At 53.6% G+C, this 17,133-nt stretch carries 16 protein-coding genes; 8 read left to right on the top strand and 8 right to left on the bottom strand.

Annotated features, from left to right (window positions below):
• Positions 1-154: 154 nt before the first annotated feature.
• A complete protein-coding gene (locus tag AC4FIC_RS06110; protein ID WP_273285858.1) occupies positions 155-2,242 on the top strand; it encodes an EAL domain-containing response regulator in 2,088 nt (695 codons plus the stop codon).
• Positions 2,243-2,359: 117 nt separating this feature from the next.
• On the opposite strand, the gene serB is transcribed toward AC4FIC_RS06110, so the two are convergent.
• Together serB and AC4FIC_RS06120 are read right to left on the bottom strand one after the other, a co-directional pair.
• On the bottom strand, positions 2,360-3,574 hold the full coding sequence (gene serB / locus AC4FIC_RS06115; protein WP_100256409.1) for a phosphoserine phosphatase SerB: 1,215 nt from the start codon (positions 3,572-3,574) through the stop codon (positions 2,360-2,362).
• 19 nt (positions 3,575-3,593) lie between these two features.
• Positions 3,594-3,773, bottom strand: a complete 180-nt coding sequence (locus tag AC4FIC_RS06120; RefSeq protein ID WP_100256408.1) for a hypothetical protein — start codon at positions 3,771-3,773, stop codon at positions 3,594-3,596.
• Between the two features lie 190 nt (positions 3,774-3,963).
• Here AC4FIC_RS06120 and AC4FIC_RS06125 point away from each other — a divergent pair, with 190 nt between their 5' ends.
• Entirely contained in the window at positions 3,964-5,280 is a 1,317-nt protein-coding gene (locus AC4FIC_RS06125) for a hypothetical protein (protein WP_145980230.1), read from the top strand.
• Positions 5,281-5,298: 18 nt separating this feature from the next.
• On the top strand, positions 5,299-5,613 hold the full coding sequence (locus AC4FIC_RS06130) for a Rieske (2Fe-2S) protein (protein ID WP_100256406.1): 315 nt from the start codon (positions 5,299-5,301) through the stop codon (positions 5,611-5,613).
• A gap of 63 nt (positions 5,614-5,676) precedes the next feature.
• Here AC4FIC_RS06130 and AC4FIC_RS06135 read toward each other — a convergent pair whose 3' ends face one another.
• The 3 genes from AC4FIC_RS06135 to AC4FIC_RS06145 all read right to left on the bottom strand — a co-directional run bounded on the left by AC4FIC_RS06135 (position 5,677) and on the right by AC4FIC_RS06145 (position 9,672).
• A complete protein-coding gene (locus AC4FIC_RS06135; protein WP_100256405.1) occupies positions 5,677-6,300 on the bottom strand; it encodes a peroxiredoxin in 624 nt (207 codons plus the stop codon).
• 181 nt (positions 6,301-6,481) lie between these two features.
• Complete coding sequence (locus AC4FIC_RS06140; RefSeq protein WP_273285859.1) at positions 6,482-8,944, bottom strand: ABC transporter permease; 2,463 nt, start codon at positions 8,942-8,944, stop codon at positions 6,482-6,484.
• Between the two features lie 38 nt (positions 8,945-8,982).
• Positions 8,983-9,672, bottom strand: coding sequence for an ABC transporter ATP-binding protein (locus AC4FIC_RS06145; protein ID WP_227003758.1), 690 nt, complete (start codon positions 9,670-9,672; stop codon positions 8,983-8,985).
• A gap of 58 nt (positions 9,673-9,730) precedes the next feature.
• On the opposite strand from AC4FIC_RS06145, the gene AC4FIC_RS06150 reads away from it, so the two are divergent.
• Positions 9,731-10,321 carry an arylesterase gene (locus AC4FIC_RS06150; RefSeq protein WP_227003757.1) on the top strand — a complete coding sequence of 197 codons (591 nt, stop codon included), beginning with the start codon at positions 9,731-9,733 and terminating at the stop codon, positions 10,319-10,321.
• A 37-nt stretch (positions 10,322-10,358) separates the two neighbouring features.
• Here the strand turns inward: AC4FIC_RS06150 and folK are convergent, their stop codons facing one another.
• Genes folK through tsaD form a run of 3 tightly spaced genes read right to left on the bottom strand, consistent with a single transcriptional unit; the run spans position 10,359 to position 12,243 of the window.
• Positions 10,359-10,865 (bottom strand): 2-amino-4-hydroxy-6-hydroxymethyldihydropteridine diphosphokinase, encoded by a 507-nt coding sequence (gene folK, locus AC4FIC_RS06155; RefSeq protein WP_273285860.1) that lies wholly within the window; start codon positions 10,863-10,865, stop codon positions 10,359-10,361.
• The gene (locus AC4FIC_RS06160; RefSeq protein WP_100256402.1) at positions 10,865-11,218 is read right to left on the bottom strand and encodes a dihydroneopterin aldolase; all 354 of its coding nucleotides are present in this window, start codon (positions 11,216-11,218) and stop codon (positions 10,865-10,867) included. The genes folK and AC4FIC_RS06160 overlap by 1 nt, the downstream gene beginning before the upstream one ends.
• Complete coding sequence (gene tsaD / locus AC4FIC_RS06165) at positions 11,218-12,243, bottom strand: tRNA (adenosine(37)-N6)-threonylcarbamoyltransferase complex transferase subunit TsaD (RefSeq protein ID WP_273285861.1); 1,026 nt, start codon at positions 12,241-12,243, stop codon at positions 11,218-11,220. The genes AC4FIC_RS06160 and tsaD overlap by 1 nt, the downstream gene beginning before the upstream one ends.
• 209 nt (positions 12,244-12,452) lie before the next feature.
• On the opposite strand from tsaD, the gene rpsU reads away from it, so the two are divergent.
• From rpsU to rpoD, 4 genes are all read left to right on the top strand, one after another.
• Entirely contained in the window at positions 12,453-12,668 is a 216-nt protein-coding gene (rpsU, locus tag AC4FIC_RS06170) for a 30S ribosomal protein S21 (protein ID WP_100256400.1), read from the top strand.
• Positions 12,669-12,692: 24 nt separating this feature from the next.
• Positions 12,693-13,139, top strand: coding sequence for a GatB/YqeY domain-containing protein (locus AC4FIC_RS06175; RefSeq protein ID WP_100256399.1), 447 nt, complete (start codon positions 12,693-12,695; stop codon positions 13,137-13,139).
• Between the two features lie 83 nt (positions 13,140-13,222).
• Complete coding sequence (dnaG, locus tag AC4FIC_RS06180; RefSeq protein ID WP_100256398.1) at positions 13,223-15,103, top strand: DNA primase; 1,881 nt, start codon at positions 13,223-13,225, stop codon at positions 15,101-15,103.
• Positions 15,104-15,275: 172 nt separating this feature from the next.
• Entirely contained in the window at positions 15,276-17,111 is a 1,836-nt protein-coding gene (rpoD, locus tag AC4FIC_RS06185; protein WP_100256397.1) for an RNA polymerase sigma factor RpoD, read from the top strand.
• Positions 17,112-17,133 lie beyond the last annotated feature (22 nt).

Genomic DNA, 17,133 nt, shown 5'->3' on the forward strand with positions numbered 1-17,133 from the left:
GAACACCCCTCGGATCGACTTGCTAAAAAGAATTGTCCAAAAAGCGAACTTGCTAACAGAATTTTTATTCAAGACGGGTTACGGTGAAAAATCCACCTTTTGTTACTATGCTTTAACCTGTAACTCTCCATTCCAACGCCGAGTGTTTGATTATATGAGTACCAGTTCCAGCCGAGCGATTCGAATTTTACTGATCCATGATACTCAGAATGAAGCCGAGCCGGTCACCAATGCCATCCGAAATTCCGGCCAGGCGGTGCGAAGTCACTTTATCGCCTCACTGGAGGAGTTAAATAAGGTTATCGAGGAGCAAACCTGGGATCTGATGCTCGCAAAACTCAATACCGCGACCATCGATGCAACCGAAGCGGTCGCCGCCATTCAGCGCGATGGCATGGACATCCCGATGATTGGACTTATTGAGGCCTATAATGACGATATCATTGCCAGCGCGCTCGATATGGGCATGGCCGACGTTGTCGTGGAAAGCTCGCTTCAACATCTGGCGCAGGCGGTCAAAAGAGAGGTCGCCTCGCTCAAAGCGCGCCGCGATCTGCGCTCGCAGAGTGTGAGTCTGCGTGAGACGGAGAAACGGTGTCAGCTGCTCTTGGAAAGCTCCGTCGATGCCATCAGCTACGTCCATGAGGGGATGCACATCTATGCCAACCCCAACTACATGGAATTGTTCGGCTATCTGGATATCGAAGACTTACAATGCACTCCCATTATGGATCTGGTCACATCCAGCGCGGTTAACGAGCTCCGTGAGGCACTCAAGGGCTTTAAAGATGGCAAGCTTCAGCATCTCAACAGCATTGGCTTGCACGCGGATGGGTCAGCGTTCGATATTCATATGGCCTTTTCCGCGGCCAGTTATGAAGGCGAGCGGTGCACGCAAATAATCATTCGCAAACAGGAATCCAGCAATGAAGCGCTGGAAGAAAAAATCCGCGAGATCAGTTCCCAAGACCCGATAACCGGCCTATTCAATAAATCATACTTTAACGAACAGCTGGATAAAGCCTATGAGCAGGTGCTGACCCAGGCTAAACGCCAGATCGTCGTGCACATCGGTATTGCCAACTTCGCGGACATTAAAACCACGGTCGGCATTGCCGGTACCGACCTCTTGCTCGAACAGCTCGCCGAACAGTTGCGCGCTAAAGCGCTCCCGGGCGGTGTTTTTGCGCGCTACTCCGATGACATGTTTGCCATGATCGCGCCCACGTCTGACCTCGAAGCAATTCAACACTATTGGCAGGTTGTCCAAAAAGCCATTGCCGAGCACCTGTTTGAGGTCGACGGCAAGACCCTAACGGTTAGCCTGATATGCGGCTTCGCCCATATGGATGAGGCCGGCAAGGCTGGCAATGAAGCCTTGGTACAGGCCGACCAGGCTTACAATAGCGCGGTCAAACAACACAAGACTCAGGCTTACTTCGATAAGTCGGACATCGCCAACCTCGCCGACAACTCCATTCTCGCCAAGCTGGAGCATGCGCTCGACCACGATAAGATGCGCATCCAGTTTCAGCCGATCATGAGTCTACGCGGGGATAATAGAGAACACTATGACATCCTCGTGCGCCTGCAGGATAAGGATGGCAGTGAAATAGTGCCCGATGACTTCTTGCCTTCAATCGAAAATAGCGAGTTGAGCGGAAAACTCGACCGTTGGGTGGTGGCGCGCAGCATCACGGCACTCTCCGAACATCATAAACGCGGTCACGATACCCAGCTGATGATTCATTTGACCGCCGCCTCGATCCAGGACCCCACCTTCCTACCCTGGGTCAACAGCCAGCTACGCAATAGTAAGCTGCCCGGTGACGGCATCTGTTTCCAAATCACGGAAAATGTCGCGCATCGTTATCTCAAAGCAGCAAAGGCCTTCAGTAAGGGGCTGGGGCTGCTAAAATGTCAATTATCGGTTAATCAATTTGGTCTGGCCGAAAATGGCTTCGCACTGACCCAGCATCTCGATATTAGCTATGCCCGAATCCACGACAACCTAGTCACCGAACTGGTCGCTAAGGGCCAAGCGTCAGAGGAATTGGCCGACCTGTTTGCCGAAATCCATAAACACGATATCAACTCGATCGTGCCCAAAATTGAACATTCCGAAATACTCGCGGCCCTGTGGGAGTTGGGCGTTAACTATATCCAAGGTTACTACCTGCAAGCGCCATTGGATGATATGGACTACAGTTTTGACTCAGATGAGGATGATGACGCGACCTAGTACAAACTACCTAGTACGAACAATTTAGTACGAACTACCTAGTACGAACAATTTAGTACGATCAACCTAGTACGAGCGCCCTGGCCTGCCACCTATATGGCTGGCTAGGGTCGGACCTCAGGAGTGAATTTCCTGATCTCTAAAGCCCAGAAAATACAACACGCCGTCTAATCCAAGGGTTGAAATAGCATGTCGGGCGTTTTCCTTGACCATCGGCTTGGCGCGAAATGCGATGCCCAAACCGGCCTCCGATAGCATCGGTAAATCGTTGGCACCATCACCGACGGCGATGGTTTGCTCCAACTGAATACCTTCTTGCTCGGCCAATTGTTTTAACAGTCGCGCCTTCATGGCGCCATCGACGATATCACCGACAACCTCACCTGTTAGCTTGCCATCCTGAATATCTAAATGATTGGCGAAGACAAAGTCTATGCCGAGCTTTTTTTGCAGGTAATGCCCGAAATAGGTAAAGCCGCCGGATAGGATGGCGGTCTTGAAGCCATAGGCTTTCAGGGTTTTCATCAAGCGTTCGGCGCCTTCGGTAATCGGCAACTGGGCGGCGATGTCGGCCAACACCGATTCATCCAAGCCCTTGAGCAGCGCCATGCGTTGGCGAAAACTCTGTTGAAAATCGATTTCACCCTGCATTGCTGCCTCGGTTATCTTTGCCACCTGCGCACCGACGCCCGCGGCCTTGGCCAGCTCATCGATCACTTCTGCTTCGATCAGCGTGGAGTCCATATCGAAACAAACCAAGCGGCGATTACGGCGATAAACCGAATCGACCTGGAAAGCCACGTCGACATCAAGTTCCGAACTGATGTGCAAGAAGCGCTGGCGTAACTGCTCCGGACTGTTGGGCTTACCTTGCAGTGTGAGCTCAATGCAGGCCTTATCATTGGCGGTACTGCTGTGCAGACCGACTCGACCCGTCAGACGGGCAATATCTTGGATATTCAAGCCCTGTTCCGATACCGCTCGAGAAACATGGGCCAGATGTTCGGCCGTCATGCGCCGTGCCAGGATGGTCAGGACAAAACGGTCTTTGCCCTGCTGACCGACCCAATGCGCATAGGCTTCATCACTAACCGGGGTGAAGCGAACGTGGAGATCCTGCTCATGCGCTTGGTAGAGCAATTCTTTCAGCATATGCGCGGTGTCAGACGCCTCGGGCAACTGCACTAACATGCCGAGGGATACCTGATCATGGATCACCGATTGGCCGATATCCAGCAAGGTCACACCCGCTTCGGCCAGTATCTGGCTCAGAGCAGCCGTCAGACCGATTTGATCTTGACCACTGACCTTTAACATTAAAATTGTGCTCAAGATATACTCCGGATGAGGCTTAGCCTGTTAAACCTTCCAGCGTTTTTAGGGCCTTGTCGGCAGTATCTTGCAGCTCATGAATCAAATCATCGGTTTCATGAGTTGACAGGGCGCGAACGCGATCGCGCGGGCTCATTAAAAACAGACCTTTTTTAAGGGCGTTGAGTTGCTCTGTTAATTGTGTGACTGTGTCGTTCATGCTAAATCCTTAAGGTAAACTATTGCCGGTTGGGCCCGCACTGCGACCCGAAAACCGATTAAAAAGCGCTTTGAGCGAACTTTGAGTCGCAAGGCTATGATTTTTCGACCCAAGCGCATTAGAATGGAGACACAAAGGTCTCCAATTCGGTAGGCGCTATTGTATAGACTGAGTTTATTAATTACACCTTATGCCTAATCTAAAATGGATTGCTCAGCCCTTAACGGCCTTTGCACTTGGAATGCTCGCGTTGCTGAACCTGTTGTTACTGCTTTTTTGGTACAGTCCGGCCTTGGCCAGCCTCAACAAGGCGACTGACCAACAGGGCGCCAGCCTAGTGCGTAGCCTAGCCTTTGACGCTACCGCGGCACTGAACAGTGGCAATCGTGCCGCGCTAAGTAATATTCTAAACCATTTTACCGAGACCGGGCTGATCATCTCTGCGACGGTGACCAGTGTGGACGACAGCATCCGACTCAACGCCCTGGCCAAGAATGCGCCCGATCAGGGTCGCTCGTTTCGCCAGCCCATTGATTTTAGCGCAGACATACTCGGTTATGCCGAGTTAGTTATCGATGAGACCCCTATTCAGCAATGGCGTCAGCAAACCATTAGCAGTTGGTTGTTTTTTAATTTAACCAGCTTGATCGGCCTAGGCGGCTTTATTTTTTGGCGCTCCACGCGCCATCAGGCCGGTTGGCAACTCATCCGTGAGCAGCTGGCCGGCCAATTCCCCAGCGTCCACCGGCAATTAGAGGGCTCCCCCGAACAGCAACTGACCAAACTAATGGCCATTCTCGGCGAGCCGCTAAACCAACAGGGTCAGCTGATGAAGCACCTCGGCCAACGCTATGGCAGCAGTGACACCGAACGGCTGCTGGAACAGATTGAGTTGGTCGGGGATGAGGGCCGCTATGGTGATGTCGCCCTGGTCGCAATCCGCTGTCAAAACTGGCAAGCCCTAATGCGGGTTTACAGTGCGCAGGAATTGCAACTTATATGGAGTGACTATGAGTCTCTGATGATTCGCATCGGCCAGCTTTATAAGGGCATTTTATTGCCCGATGGCTTTTCACTGGTCTTTGGTATCAACAATGGCGAGCAGTATGCATTGGACGCTGTCTGCGCCGCGCGGGTGCTGCACCTAGCCTTGCCGCTTATTCGCCAGAGTCACACTCGACTCAGCCCGGTATTCGGCATAGCGGTCAGTGCCGGACCCGCCTTTATTAGCAAAACCCACAAGCACGGCATCCCCTTGCCGCTGGTAACCGGCGATGCCGATGCTTGGCTGGCACAAATTGAAGCACTGCAACCGATCGATCAGGTGTTGATGGCCGAACCGATCCTGCAACATCCGGACGTAAACGCGCAAGTCGAGGCATCGATCGTCCGTGATGTCACTCTGCGTGACGGTTCGCGCTTAGAAATTTGGGAACTGGAACGCCTTACCGAGCGAGACGAGCTGTTACGCAAACAGGCACAGACCCTTGTCCAGACTAATAAATAAATTGGGGAAAGACCTAACATGACCGACCTATGTGCACTAAGCGATCTAAACGAGGGCAGTTCGCGCGGTTTTTTGAGCCATCGTGGACCCGTTTTTGCGATAAAATACGACAATGAGATATATGTCTATCAAAATGAATGCCCGCATCTGGGGGTGAATCTCGAGTTTCGAGAGAACGAATTTCTTGATGCCGACGGGTCACTTATTCAATGTTCAACCCATGGTGCCCTCTTTGCCATCGATACCGGCCATTGCTTGGCAGGACCGTGCCAGGGCGACCAGCTGACCGCATTGGCCTTTACCATCGACGCCGGGCGCATTATTCTGAGCTGAGGGCAGGATCAAAGGACACAAAAAAGCCCGCCTAGGCGGGCTGATTGGCACAAGCTACGAGATTTATAGCTTGTCGGAGTTACCCGCCAAGTAATCGGCTACGCCAGTAGGGGTATTGATCATACCCTCGTCACCCTTTTGCCAGCCGGCAGGACAGACGTGACCATTCTCTTCGAAGAATTGCAACGCTTCAACAACCCGCACCAACTCATCAATGTTACGGCCAATCGGCTCATCGTTCATATGCTGTGCGCGCACAACACCTGACTTATCAATGACAAAGGACGCGCGGAAGGCGACGCCGGCGGGGTAGTAGCTGTCACCACCAATGGATTCAACGCCATACGCCTTGCAGATGTCATGGCTCATATCGCCAACCATGGTGTACTTAACCGGGCCGATGCCGCCGTCGTTAATCGGCGTATTGCGCCAAGCGTTGTGAGTGAAATGTGAATCCACGGAAACAGCCATAACCTCGACACCCAGTTCGGTCAGCTTCGCCATGCGATGATCCAATGCGATCAGCTCAGACGGGCAAACAAAGGTAAAATCGAGCGGGTAAAAGAACACCAAGGCGTACTTGCCTTTGGTCGTTGCGGCAAAATCAAAATCACCGACTATTTCGCCATTGCCGAGTACCGCTGGGGCGATAAATTCTGGTGCCTTGCGGCCTAGTAATACACTCATTGTCTTTCTCCATTTAAACGTTCAGTTATGCAATGCTGCGCTGGCCAGGCGAGACAGTTAAACGACTCAGCCAAACCTACTCGCAGTACTTTAGCCTAAAACCTCAAACCTTACGCCATCACTGTACCTATGATCACGATAGGATCTTACTATGGGCCTGCAGACCCAGCCCCCTGTTGCTCTAAAGCTGGCGCAACACCATCAAGGGCGGTACCCGGACCACCTTTCGGGTCGACAGCAAGCCGACCAAGCCAATCAGGCTCGCACCCACAACAGGACCCAGAATAAAAATAGGCCAATGGACAGAAAATGCCATATTAAGCAGTTCCGTCTGCAGAAAATAGAGTGCTATTTCGCTGCCCAGCGCGGCCAATAGGCCGGCCACGCCCCCTAGGGTGAAAAATTCAATCGCCAAGGCGCCACGCACTAATCGGGCACGGGCCCCCAGAGTACGTAAGATAGCGCTTTCCTGCAGGCGACTGTCCAAGGTAGCTTGAACACTGGCTATCAGTACAATCAGGCCGGCCACCAGTACTAGGCCGAGAATGAATTCGATAGCCAAGGTGACCTGGCCAACAATCGACTGGATCCGCTTCAGGATCGCATCGACCTCGATAAGCGAGATGGTCGGATAAGCCGCCAATATATCGGTCAGTAAGGGTTTTTGCTCCGGGGTCAGGAAGAAGCTAGTCAGATAGGCCGCACCGCTGCCGGACAAGATCGGACCACTAAAGATGACATAAAAGTTCGGTGCCAGGCTGTCCCATTGCACGGTGCGAATATTGTCGACCACCGATTCTACGCTCTGGCCACCGAAGGAAAACTCCACCGTGTCGCCAACGGACACCGCCAGTGCTTTGGCGAAGTCGGCCTCAATGGAGACATAGGGCTGATCGGCGTCGGCGGCATCGAACCAGTCACCCTCGACCACCTCGTTATCATCGGCCAAGACTGAACTCCAGGTGACATTTAACTCCCGGCGGAAGTCATCACCCTCTGGCTCCAAGCGTGCCAAGCGGTCTTGAATCGGCTCGCCATCGACCTTCACCAGACGGCCACGCATCATCGGATAAAAGGGCGTGGCCGGTATTTTGCGTTCGGCGAGCAGTGCTTCCAGGCCAGTTTTTTCCTGCTCAAATATATTGAACGCAAAATGATTCGGTGTGCCCTCGGGGAGCTGCTGTTGCCATTCGGTCAATAAGCTGGTGCGCAACAGAGTAAGAATAAACAACAACATCAACGCCATGGCGAAGATCATTATCTGGAAACTGTTTTGGCTGCCATTGCGCTGCAGACTAGCCAGGCCCAGACGCCAGGTCGTACCCAGACGTGATCCCGAGGCTCGGGCTAGGCGAATCATCAGGCCAGCCAAGAGCGTGACCCCGATAATCGCCACCGCCCCGGCGGCCATCAGGGCACCGGTGATCAGCAGGCTGTTGGAGTAAAAATACACCAGTCCAATGACCGCCACCACCCCGATCGTGGTGGTGCGCGCCGTATTGATGGTGCCACCAGCGACATTGGAGTTAAAAACCCGTGCCGGTGGCGTGAGTCGCAGCACCCAAACAGGCGGAAAGGCGAAGGCAAGCAAACAGACTAGACCGGTGATAAAACCAATCCACAGGGGTTGACTGGTAGCGGCAACCAACTCGCGTGGCAATAGGCCGGCAAATAACTCCAGAAACGCCCAATGCAACACCCAGCCGAGAAACAAACCGACCAATACCGCGACTAAGCCCAAGACCACCAAACTACCGGCATAGAGCAATGCGATGCCATTGGGCGTAACGCCGACCGTCTTTAACAGCGCAACATGACTAAGCTGCCGTGTGGCGTAACGCTTTGACGCCAAGGCCAATGCGACGCCACCCAGGATCACGCCTAATGAACCGGCCAGGAGCAAAAAGCTCTCGGCACGCTCTAACGTTGCGGTGATCCGCTCATTGGCATCGGACACACTGCGCCAGCGGTGATGCTCGCCTTTTTGCTTGAGCCACTCGAGCCGATAAGGTTCGACATCACCGGCCAATAACAGCCGATACCCAACCCGACTGCCGAGTTGCACCGCGCCCGTCTGCCCGATATCGGCGGCATTGATCATCACGCGCGGGTTAAGGCCAAAGTCACCGCCGGCATTATCCGGTTCGGCAATCACGACCTTGGCAATGGTAAAGTCCCCATCACCGACCCCGATGGTATCGCCTACCTTCATCCCAAGTGCGGCCAACAGACGCGAATTGACCCAGGCCTCCGAGGGTTGAGGTCCGACCTGGGTCTTTTCGATTAAGCCATAAGGTTCAGTACTAACCTCCAGCTCACCTTTCAAGGGATAAGCTTGCGAGACGGCCTTGACCGAGGCCAATTCGGCCGAACGGCCTGGGCCGAAGACCATGGCTTGAAAGGTGGTGACCTGAGCTGTTTCCAATCCGGCCGCAATGGCTTGTTCGAGCCAAATTTCCGGTAACGGCTGGGAGCCGCGTATCTGTGCATCGGCCGCTAGCAAGGAGCCGGCCTCGTCCAGTATAGAGTTGCTGATTCGGTCGGTGAATAGGCCAATGCCGGTCACCGTGGTCACCGCCACCAATAGCGCCGCGGTCAAAATATTCAGCTCACCACTACGCCAATCACGCCACAGTAACTTCATTGCCAAACGGGCCAGAGATCCGCGCGGGGCCGCCGACGTCATTGTGGTACCTCGACCAACTCACCGCCATGCATGCGCAACTGACGCTGACAGCGCGCCGCCAACCTTTCGTCATGGGTCACGAGCACCAAGGTGGTGCCCTGCTCCTGATTTAGCGCAAATAGCATATCGGCGACCTTTTCCCCGGTAACCGTGTCGAGATTGCCCGTCGGCTCATCGGCAAAGAGGATCGGGGCATTGCTGGCGAAAGCACGGGCTACCGCCACACGCTGCTGTTCACCGCCGCTGAGTTGCTGGGGGTAATGATGGGAACGATCGCTCAGCCCGACCCGATCCAACCAGTCGTTGGCCTGAGGCTCAGCGTTGATATCGCCGCGCACCTCTAGCGGCAGCATGACATTTTCCAGCGCCGTCAAGCTGGGCAAGAGCTGAAAATTTTGGAATACGAAGCCAACCATCTCGCCGCGCAAGAGCGCCCGGGACTCCTCGTCCATGGCCGTCAGGTCGCGACCGGCAATCTCGACATGACCGCTGCTCGGGGTGTCCAGGCCAGCCAACATGCCTAACAGGGTGGATTTGCCTGAGCCCGACACGCCCACTATCGCGACCGTCTCACCGGCGTAAATTTCCATATCTATACCCTTTAATATAACCAATGGCTCTTCACGGCCGGGTACTTCCTGTTTAAGCTGTCGGGTCTGTATCATCAAACTAGTCTGGGTCGTCATGATAAAATTCATTCCAAAATTGTTGTTAACGGTAACTAAGCTCCTGAAGTGGGGCTTAATGGCCAAAATGCTCGCTCTTTCTGTTTCCTTTACTCAGGCCGCGACTCTTATGGTCCATGGCGACAGCCTATCGGCTGGTTATGGCATCTTGCCCGAAGAAAGCTGGGTGAGCTTGGTCGGCCAGGCGTTGGGCGATGAGTATCGGGTGATCAATACCAGCATCAGCGGTGAAACATCAAAGGGCGGCTTGGATCGCCTGCCGGCCCTGCTGGACAAATTTCAGCCTGACATTCTCATGGTTGAGCTCGGTGCCAACGATGGTTTACGAGGCTACCCTATCGATCAGATGTACGACAATTTGCAAAAAATGATCACCCTCGCACAGGACCAGGGCATTGAGGTGATATTGTTGGGGATTAGATTGCCGCCCAACTTCGGCAAGCGCTATACCGAGCCGTTCTTCAATAGTTTTGCCGAACTGGCCCAGATCCATGATTTGCTCTATTTGCCGTTCATACTGGACAATGTCGCCCAATACCCCGACCTAATGCAGGCCGATGGTCTGCATCCGACCAAAGCAGGTCAGCCCATTATCGTAGAGTCTGTTCGCCCGCTGATCGAGCGCGCGCTGGCACGACTCAAGTCCTAATCGAGCGATGGTGATGGCACGACTGAAGTAACTCGGCTTAGCGCTCAAAGTCGAAGGGCACCTGGGTTAGCTGTTGACCCCGAGCACCCTGACTGAGCCATAACTCACTAAAGGTCTGCTCTAAGCCGGGCACCTGCTGCTGAGGCACCAGATCGACCAAGGGCAGTAATACGAAGGCATTCTTGAACAATTCAGGTCTCGGTAATTCGATCCCCTCCATTAGCCCAGCGAAATCACCATAGGTCACGACATCGATGTCTAGGGTTCGAGAACCGAATTTTGGACCACTACGATCCCGCCCGTTGTCGTCCTCGATCCGTTTCAGAATCAGATTAACGTCGGCTAGGGAGGCGCTCGACTGCACTAACACGATCAGATTAAGAAAGGCACTGCCGTCAAAGCCCACCGCGGCGCTCTCATAGACGGGCGAGCAGATCAACGGACCGAAATGCTGTCGCAGCGCGGCTATACCAGCGCCGATGCGGCGATAGCGATTAATATTACTGCCCAAACTCAGGGCAAGCTGGATCGAGGTTGTGGTCATTAAAAACGCCGCTCCATTTTAATGCCCACCGCGCTGCACTCGGTTACCGCGGCGGGCTTATTGATCTGCAATTGTATCCGGGCGATCGCAAACTGCTCATGTACCAATACGCATAGGGCTTCCCCAAAGGCTTCGAGCAACTGAAAATCTTGCGCCAGAGCCCAGCTTCGGAGGGTCTTGAAGAGTCGGTCGTAGTCGAGTGCATGGCGCAGGTCATCTGACTGACCGGCGCGATGGCAATCAAAATCCAGCTCCAAATCAATGAACAACAGCTGGCGTTCGACCCGTTCAAAAGCATAGACGCCGATGAGGGTTTCCAAGCGCAATCCGGTAACGTACACACTATCAGACATTATATGGGCTCCAAGGTATCAAGTGGCCAGCGCGGCCGAATGTCTAGCGAGAGGTCAGAGCCTTGCCCGGCCCTGAGCCGCAACCATCCAGCATAGGCGATCATCGCACCATTATCGGTACAAAATTCCGGCCGAGGGAAAAACAATTCACTGCGTTCCTTTTCAGCCATCTTCGCCAAGCCCAAACGCAATTGCTTGTTGGCACTGACGCCGCCAGCGATCACCAGCCGTCTATAGCCGGTGTGCTGCAGGGCACGCCGACACTTAACGGCCAACGTCTCGACCACGGCCTCCTGAAAGGCACAGGCAATATCAGCTCGCGTCGCGTCGGGAACAACGCCATCGACGCTGTGCTTGGCAATTTGCAGCCTAACTGAGGTTTTAAGGCCTGAAAAACTAAAGTCCATACCGGGTCGGTCGATCATCGGACGCGGAAAGCGAAACACCCCGGTTCGACCCTGTTCGGCTATTTGACTGAGCAAGGGCCCACCCGGATAGGGCAGACCCATCATCTTGGCCGTCTTATCGAATGCTTCACCGGCCGCATCGTCCAAGGATTCCCCTAGGATACTGTAGGCACCGGGCGCCTTAACATCAACCAGCAAGGTATGGCCGCCACTGACCAACAGGGCAACAAAGGGATAGGCCGGCGGATTGGTTTCCAACATTGGGGCCAACAGATGGCCTTCCATATGATGCACGCCGAGGGCGGGTACACCCCAGCCAAAGGCCAGCGACCGAGCGGTCGCAGCGCCAACCATCAGCGCGCCAATCAGGCCCGGACCGGCGGTAAAAGCGACCCCGTCAACCTGGCCGAGCGGCAACTCGGCCTCGGCAAAGGTCGCCTGAATCAGGGGCAAGAGGGTACGAATATGGTCTCTAGAGGCCAATTCAGGGACCACGCCCCCAAATTCGGCGTGCATCTTGACCTGACTATACAGTTGATGCGCCAGTAGACCCCGCTCACTGTCGTACAGTGCTACCCCTGTTTCATCACAGGAGGATTCAATCCCCAAAACCCGCATGCCAATACCCGACTACCCAAAAGGCGGCAAGTTTAACGCCTATCAGGCCCACCCGCCATAGCAGCGCGAGGCTAGAGCAAAACTTTCACCGAGATCCAAGTGACACGAAGTACTTGCTACTGACGGCTGCGCTAAGTACAATTACGCGCCTCGAAAAACCTCTGAAAAGACGGTATTTCGAATCACCCACCCTTTGTTAGGAAGAGTAAATGCCACACGTTAAAGTTAAAGATAACGAACCCTTTGATGTCGCTCTACGTCGCTTCAAGCGTTCTTGTGAAAAAGCTGGTGTTCTGTCTGAAGTCCGTAGTCGTGAACATTATGAAAAACCAACTTGGATCCGCAAACGCGCCCAAGCAGCAGCTGTTAAGCGCCATGCAAAGAAAATGCAGCGTGAAAACAAGCGCATGAACCGCCTCTACTAAAAAAACAACACGTGGGTTACTGCAATGTTCGAGCTTAAGCACCGTCTGACCGAAGCTATGAAAGACGCCATGCGCGCTAAAGATAAGCCTCGCCTGAGTGCGATTCGCCTAATCTTGGCCGAGCTCAAACGCATTGAAGTAGACGAACGTATTGAAGTAGATGACCAGCGAGTTTTGGCCGTACTGGACAAAATGACCAAACAACGACGCGATTCCATGGCACAATTTAAAGATGCCGGACGCGAAGATCTTGCCGCGATCGAACACAATGAACTGGAGGTGATTAAAGCTTTTCTCCCCGCGGCGTTGACAGAAGTAGAGATTAACGGCCTTATTGATGCTGCTATAGCAACAACAGGTGCTGCGTCCATGGCCGACATGGGCAAGGTAATGGCCATTCTCAAGCCCCAAACCCAGGGTCGAGCTGACATGGGCCAACTCAGCCAAAAGATCAAAGCCCAATTGGGCTAAGCACTGACAAGGTGCCTCGCAGTTATTACGGTGTCTTGAATTCCGCTTAGCAAGCGCAATGTGCCTTCGTTTAGAGAGAGCTAATGGCCGGTTTAATCCCCAATGACTTTATTGAGCAGTTGCTCGACCGCACAGATATACTTGAAGTTATTGGTAATCGAATCGAGTTAAAGAAAAAAGGCAAGGACCACTGGGCCTGCTGTCCGTTCCATGGCGAAAAATCCCCCTCCTTTTCGGTCAATCCGAGCAAACAATTTTACTATTGCTTCGGCTGTGGTGAGTCCGGCACGGCGCTCAAGTTCCTGCAAGAATACGACAAGATGAACTTTGTTGAGGCCATCGAGGAGCTGGCGCGCGGGGCCGGCGTCGAGGTACCGCGCGAGGAAGTGAGCGCCAAGGCCAAGCAAAAGCAACAACAACGCAGGTCTCTGCACGATCTATTAGGCAGCTGCTCGGAATACTTCGCCCACCAACTTTACCAGCATGCCGACTCCAAGCCGGTGCAACGCTATGTTCTAGATCGCGGTCTAACGGAAGAGGTGGTGCGCACCTTTCAGATTGGCTTCGCGCCCGAAGGCTGGAACAACCTGAGCCAGCATTTTCGCAATGAGCAAACCGATCGCGAACTTCTCACCACCGGTATGTTGACCCAGAATGACAAGGGTCGGGTCTATGACCGATTTCGGAATCGCCTTATGTTCCCGATCCGCGATATCCGCGGCCGGGTTATTGCGTTTGGTGGTCGCGTTATGTCGGCCGATGAACAACCCAAGTACCTGAACAGCCCGGAAACACCGGTATTCCATAAGGGCCAAGAGCTCTATGGCCTCTATGAAGCCCGCAAGGCGGTCAAAAACTTTGATAATATCATTATTGTCGAAGGCTATATGGACGTGGTGGCGCTGGCTCAACACGGCGTTAAGAATGCCGTTGCCACACTGGGCACGGCGACTTCGCCCACCCATATCCAACGGCTATTTAAACTGACCACCGAGATCATCTTCTGTTTCGATGGCGATGCCGCCGGCAAACGGGCCGCCATTCGCGCCCTAACCAATACCCTGCCCGAACTGAAGGACGGCCTGCAAGCGCGGTTTTTGTTCTTACCGGATGGCGAAGACCCCGACAGCCTAGTCCGCAAAGAAGGCTTCGAAGGCTTTATGTTCCGTGCCAAGCAGGCCCAGAGCCTGCCCGACTTTCTATTCCAACACCTGCAGACCCAGGCCGACATATCACGGCTCGACGGCAAGGCTCGCTTGGTCAGTATCGCGCGCGGTTGGATCGAGAAGGTGCCGGAAGGCATCTTCCGACAACTGCTGCTGGGCGAGCTCTCTAGCCTGGTTGGCCTTCCTACCGAGCAAATCATCGCCAACTTCGAGCCGGTAGCGCCCAAGATTGAACCCGCGTCGGAGTCACAGGAGTCCAGCAATCCGGATCATTGGCCGATTCCGGTTGACGCCGCCTATGACATGGGCTCGGCACCAGCACCGCGTTCGGGCGGCCGAACCGGGGCTCTGGTGGTTAAGATCGGCTATATACACCGCGCCCTGGCCTGGTTAATCCGCTTCCCACAATTGGCGCTCGATATCGATATTGAACGCATTCGTCGCTTGCCGCCCCAGAATGACCGGCTATTGTTGATATCGGTCATCGAATTACTGCAGAAAGCCCCGAAGGATAACCTTTATTATGCCTTCGACTATCTGTGTCAGCATGGCTTACGCGAAACCCTATCACCGATCGCCACGTCGGACTATCTGTGGCTCGAAGCGGCGAATGAGGATCATAAAGATGAACAGGCGTTTGGCCGCCAAGAACTTGAAAAAATCATAAACGGCCTCACACAGAGAGCACCAGATGATGAATATGAAACACTTAAAAAACGCGCCTTAGCGCTTGATCCATCCTTAACGGATGCCGAAAAGCAGCGATACCGCGAGCTGCTCAAACAAAGAAAGCAGTAAATGCCGAGCCACCGGAGTCTGTAAAAGCAATTCACCACCATCTTAGCGGACCGCATAGATGCCAGAATGGGCAGATAAGTGCCCTGGGCCGTTTGGTTAAGTCGTTGAGTTACTGTACACTATCCGGCTATTTGCGTGCGTTATTAACCACTACAGAGCTTACAGGTTATCTATGGCTGAAAAATCTCAGCGTCAGTCCCGTCTAAAAGAACTGATCGCAAAAGGCAAAGAACAGGGTTACTTGACCTTTGCCGAAGTGAACGACCATCTGCCGGAAGAAATTAATTCTCCCGACCAGGTGGAAGACATCATTGCAATGATCAACGATATCGGCATCGAAGTCTTCGAACAGGCTCCGGATGCCGATCAGTTGTTGCTTGCCGACAGCGATCAAAATACCGATGACGACGCGACCGAAGAAGCCGCCGCGGCCTTGGCGGCGGTTGAAACCGATACCGGTCGCACCACCGACCCAGTGCGCATGTACATGCGCGAAATGGGTACCGTTGAGCTGCTAACTCGCGAAGGCGAAATTGTTATCGCCAAACGTATCGAAGAAGGTACGCGGGAAGTGATGCAGGCCATGGCCTTTTACCCGGGTGTTATCGAAAGTATTATTAAATGCTACGACAATACGTTGGTCGAAGACGGCGGTCGCCTGTCTGATTTCTTAACCAGCTTTCAAGATCCCGACGAGGCCGATCCGCTGCCTGCGGCCGATTCACCCGACGCGATCCCGGTGCCCGAAGCCGAAGCCAACAGTGGTGACGCGGCAGAAGACGAAGAAGAGGCCGAAAGTGGCCCGGATCCGGAAATTGCTCGCGAGCGCTTTACTCTGCTCAAAGAACAACTTGTGACCGCTCTAGGTGTGATCGAGGCCAAGGGTCGTTACAGCAAAGAAGCTCATGCCTGCCTGAGTGCAATGGGTGAGACCTTCTCCTGCTTTAAGCTAACCCCGAAAGCATTCGAGGAGTCGATCACCCCGATCAAGGCATCAGTGACTGAAATTCGCAAACAGGAACGCAGTGTCATCGCGATCTGCGTTCGGACGCTGAAGATGCCGCGCAAGACCTTTATCGAATTGTTTGTCGGACATGAAACCGAAGATCTTTGGCTCAACCATGTGCTCGAAGATCCGCAATATTCAGATGAAGCTTTTCGTCATGAAGTGGAATTGCGTCGCGCCCAACGTAAGTTGCGCAATATGCAAAAGACCACTGGCGTCACCCTAGCCGAGGTGAAGGATATTCACCGGCGGATCTCCATTGGCGAAGCGCGCGCGCGTCGAGCTAAGAAAGAGATGGTCGAAGCCAACTTGCGTTTGGTAATTTCCATCGCGAAAAAATATACCAACCGGGGTCTGCAATTTCTCGATCTGATCCAGGAAGGCAATATCGGTTTGATGAAAGCGGTTGATAAGTTTGAATACCGTCGTGGTTACAAATTTTCAACCTACGCAACTTGGTGGATTCGTCAGGCGATCACTCGATCGATCGCCGATCAGGCTCGCACCATTCGAATTCCGGTGCATATGATCGAAACGATCAACAAACTGAACCGTATTTCGCGCCAGATGCTCCAGGAAATGGGTCGTGAGCCCACTCCTGAGGAGCTGGCCGAGCGCATGGACATGCCCGAAGATAAGATTCGCAAGGTGCTGAAAATCTCCAAAGAACCGATTTCGTTGGAAACACCGATTGGTGACGACGAAGACAGCTCGCTGGGCGATTTCATCGAAGACAATACCATGGAGCTGCCGATGCATTCGGCAACCTCTACAGGCTTGCGTGAGGCGACTAAGGAGGTTTTAGCCGGACTCACCGCACGTGAAGCTAAGGTATTGCGGATGCGTTTTGGCATTAACATGAATACTGACCATACCCTCGAAGAAGTGGGCAAGCAGTTTGATGTTACTCGTGAGCGGATACGCCAGATTGAAGCCAAGGCACTGCGCAAGCTACGGCATCCGTCACGTTCCGATCATCTACGCAGCTTTATCGACGAATAAACCGGTCATGCTGATTGTGGAT

The sequence above is a fragment of the Reinekea sp. genome, from assembly GCF_982785585.1.

What these genes read in the sequence shown, in the direction of transcription:
- AC4FIC_RS06130 (WP_100256406.1), top strand. Translation starts at nt 5,299, where the DNA reads ATGACCGACCTATGTGCACTAAGCGATCTAAACGAGGGCAGTTCGCGC.
- AC4FIC_RS06125 (WP_145980230.1), top strand. Translation starts at nt 3,964, where the DNA reads ATGCCTAATCTAAAATGGATTGCTCAGCCCTTAACGGCCTTTGCACTT.
- AC4FIC_RS06110 (WP_273285858.1), top strand. Translation starts at nt 155, where the DNA reads ATGAGTACCAGTTCCAGCCGAGCGATTCGAATTTTACTGATCCATGAT.
- AC4FIC_RS06150 (WP_227003757.1), top strand. Translation starts at nt 9,731, where the DNA reads ATGGCCAAAATGCTCGCTCTTTCTGTTTCCTTTACTCAGGCCGCGACT.
- AC4FIC_RS06120 (WP_100256408.1), bottom strand. Translation starts at nt 3,773, where the DNA reads ATGAACGACACAGTCACACAATTAACAGAGCAACTCAACGCCCTTAAA.
- AC4FIC_RS06160 (WP_100256402.1), bottom strand. Translation starts at nt 11,218, where the DNA reads ATGTCTGATAGTGTGTACGTTACCGGATTGCGCTTGGAAACCCTCATC.
- rpsU (WP_100256400.1), top strand. Translation starts at nt 12,453, where the DNA reads ATGCCACACGTTAAAGTTAAAGATAACGAACCCTTTGATGTCGCTCTA.
- AC4FIC_RS06175 (WP_100256399.1), top strand. Translation starts at nt 12,693, where the DNA reads ATGTTCGAGCTTAAGCACCGTCTGACCGAAGCTATGAAAGACGCCATG.
- dnaG (WP_100256398.1), top strand. Translation starts at nt 13,223, where the DNA reads ATGGCCGGTTTAATCCCCAATGACTTTATTGAGCAGTTGCTCGACCGC.
- AC4FIC_RS06140 (WP_273285859.1), bottom strand. Translation starts at nt 8,944, where the DNA reads ATGAAGTTACTGTGGCGTGATTGGCGTAGTGGTGAGCTGAATATTTTG.
- AC4FIC_RS06135 (WP_100256405.1), bottom strand. Translation starts at nt 6,300, where the DNA reads ATGAGTGTATTACTAGGCCGCAAGGCACCAGAATTTATCGCCCCAGCG.
- rpoD (WP_100256397.1), top strand. Translation starts at nt 15,276, where the DNA reads ATGGCTGAAAAATCTCAGCGTCAGTCCCGTCTAAAAGAACTGATCGCA.
- AC4FIC_RS06145 (WP_227003758.1), bottom strand. Translation starts at nt 9,672, where the DNA reads ATGACGACCCAGACTAGTTTGATGATACAGACCCGACAGCTTAAACAG.
- folK (WP_273285860.1), bottom strand. Translation starts at nt 10,865, where the DNA reads ATGACCACAACCTCGATCCAGCTTGCCCTGAGTTTGGGCAGTAATATT.
- tsaD (WP_273285861.1), bottom strand. Translation starts at nt 12,243, where the DNA reads ATGCGGGTTTTGGGGATTGAATCCTCCTGTGATGAAACAGGGGTAGCA.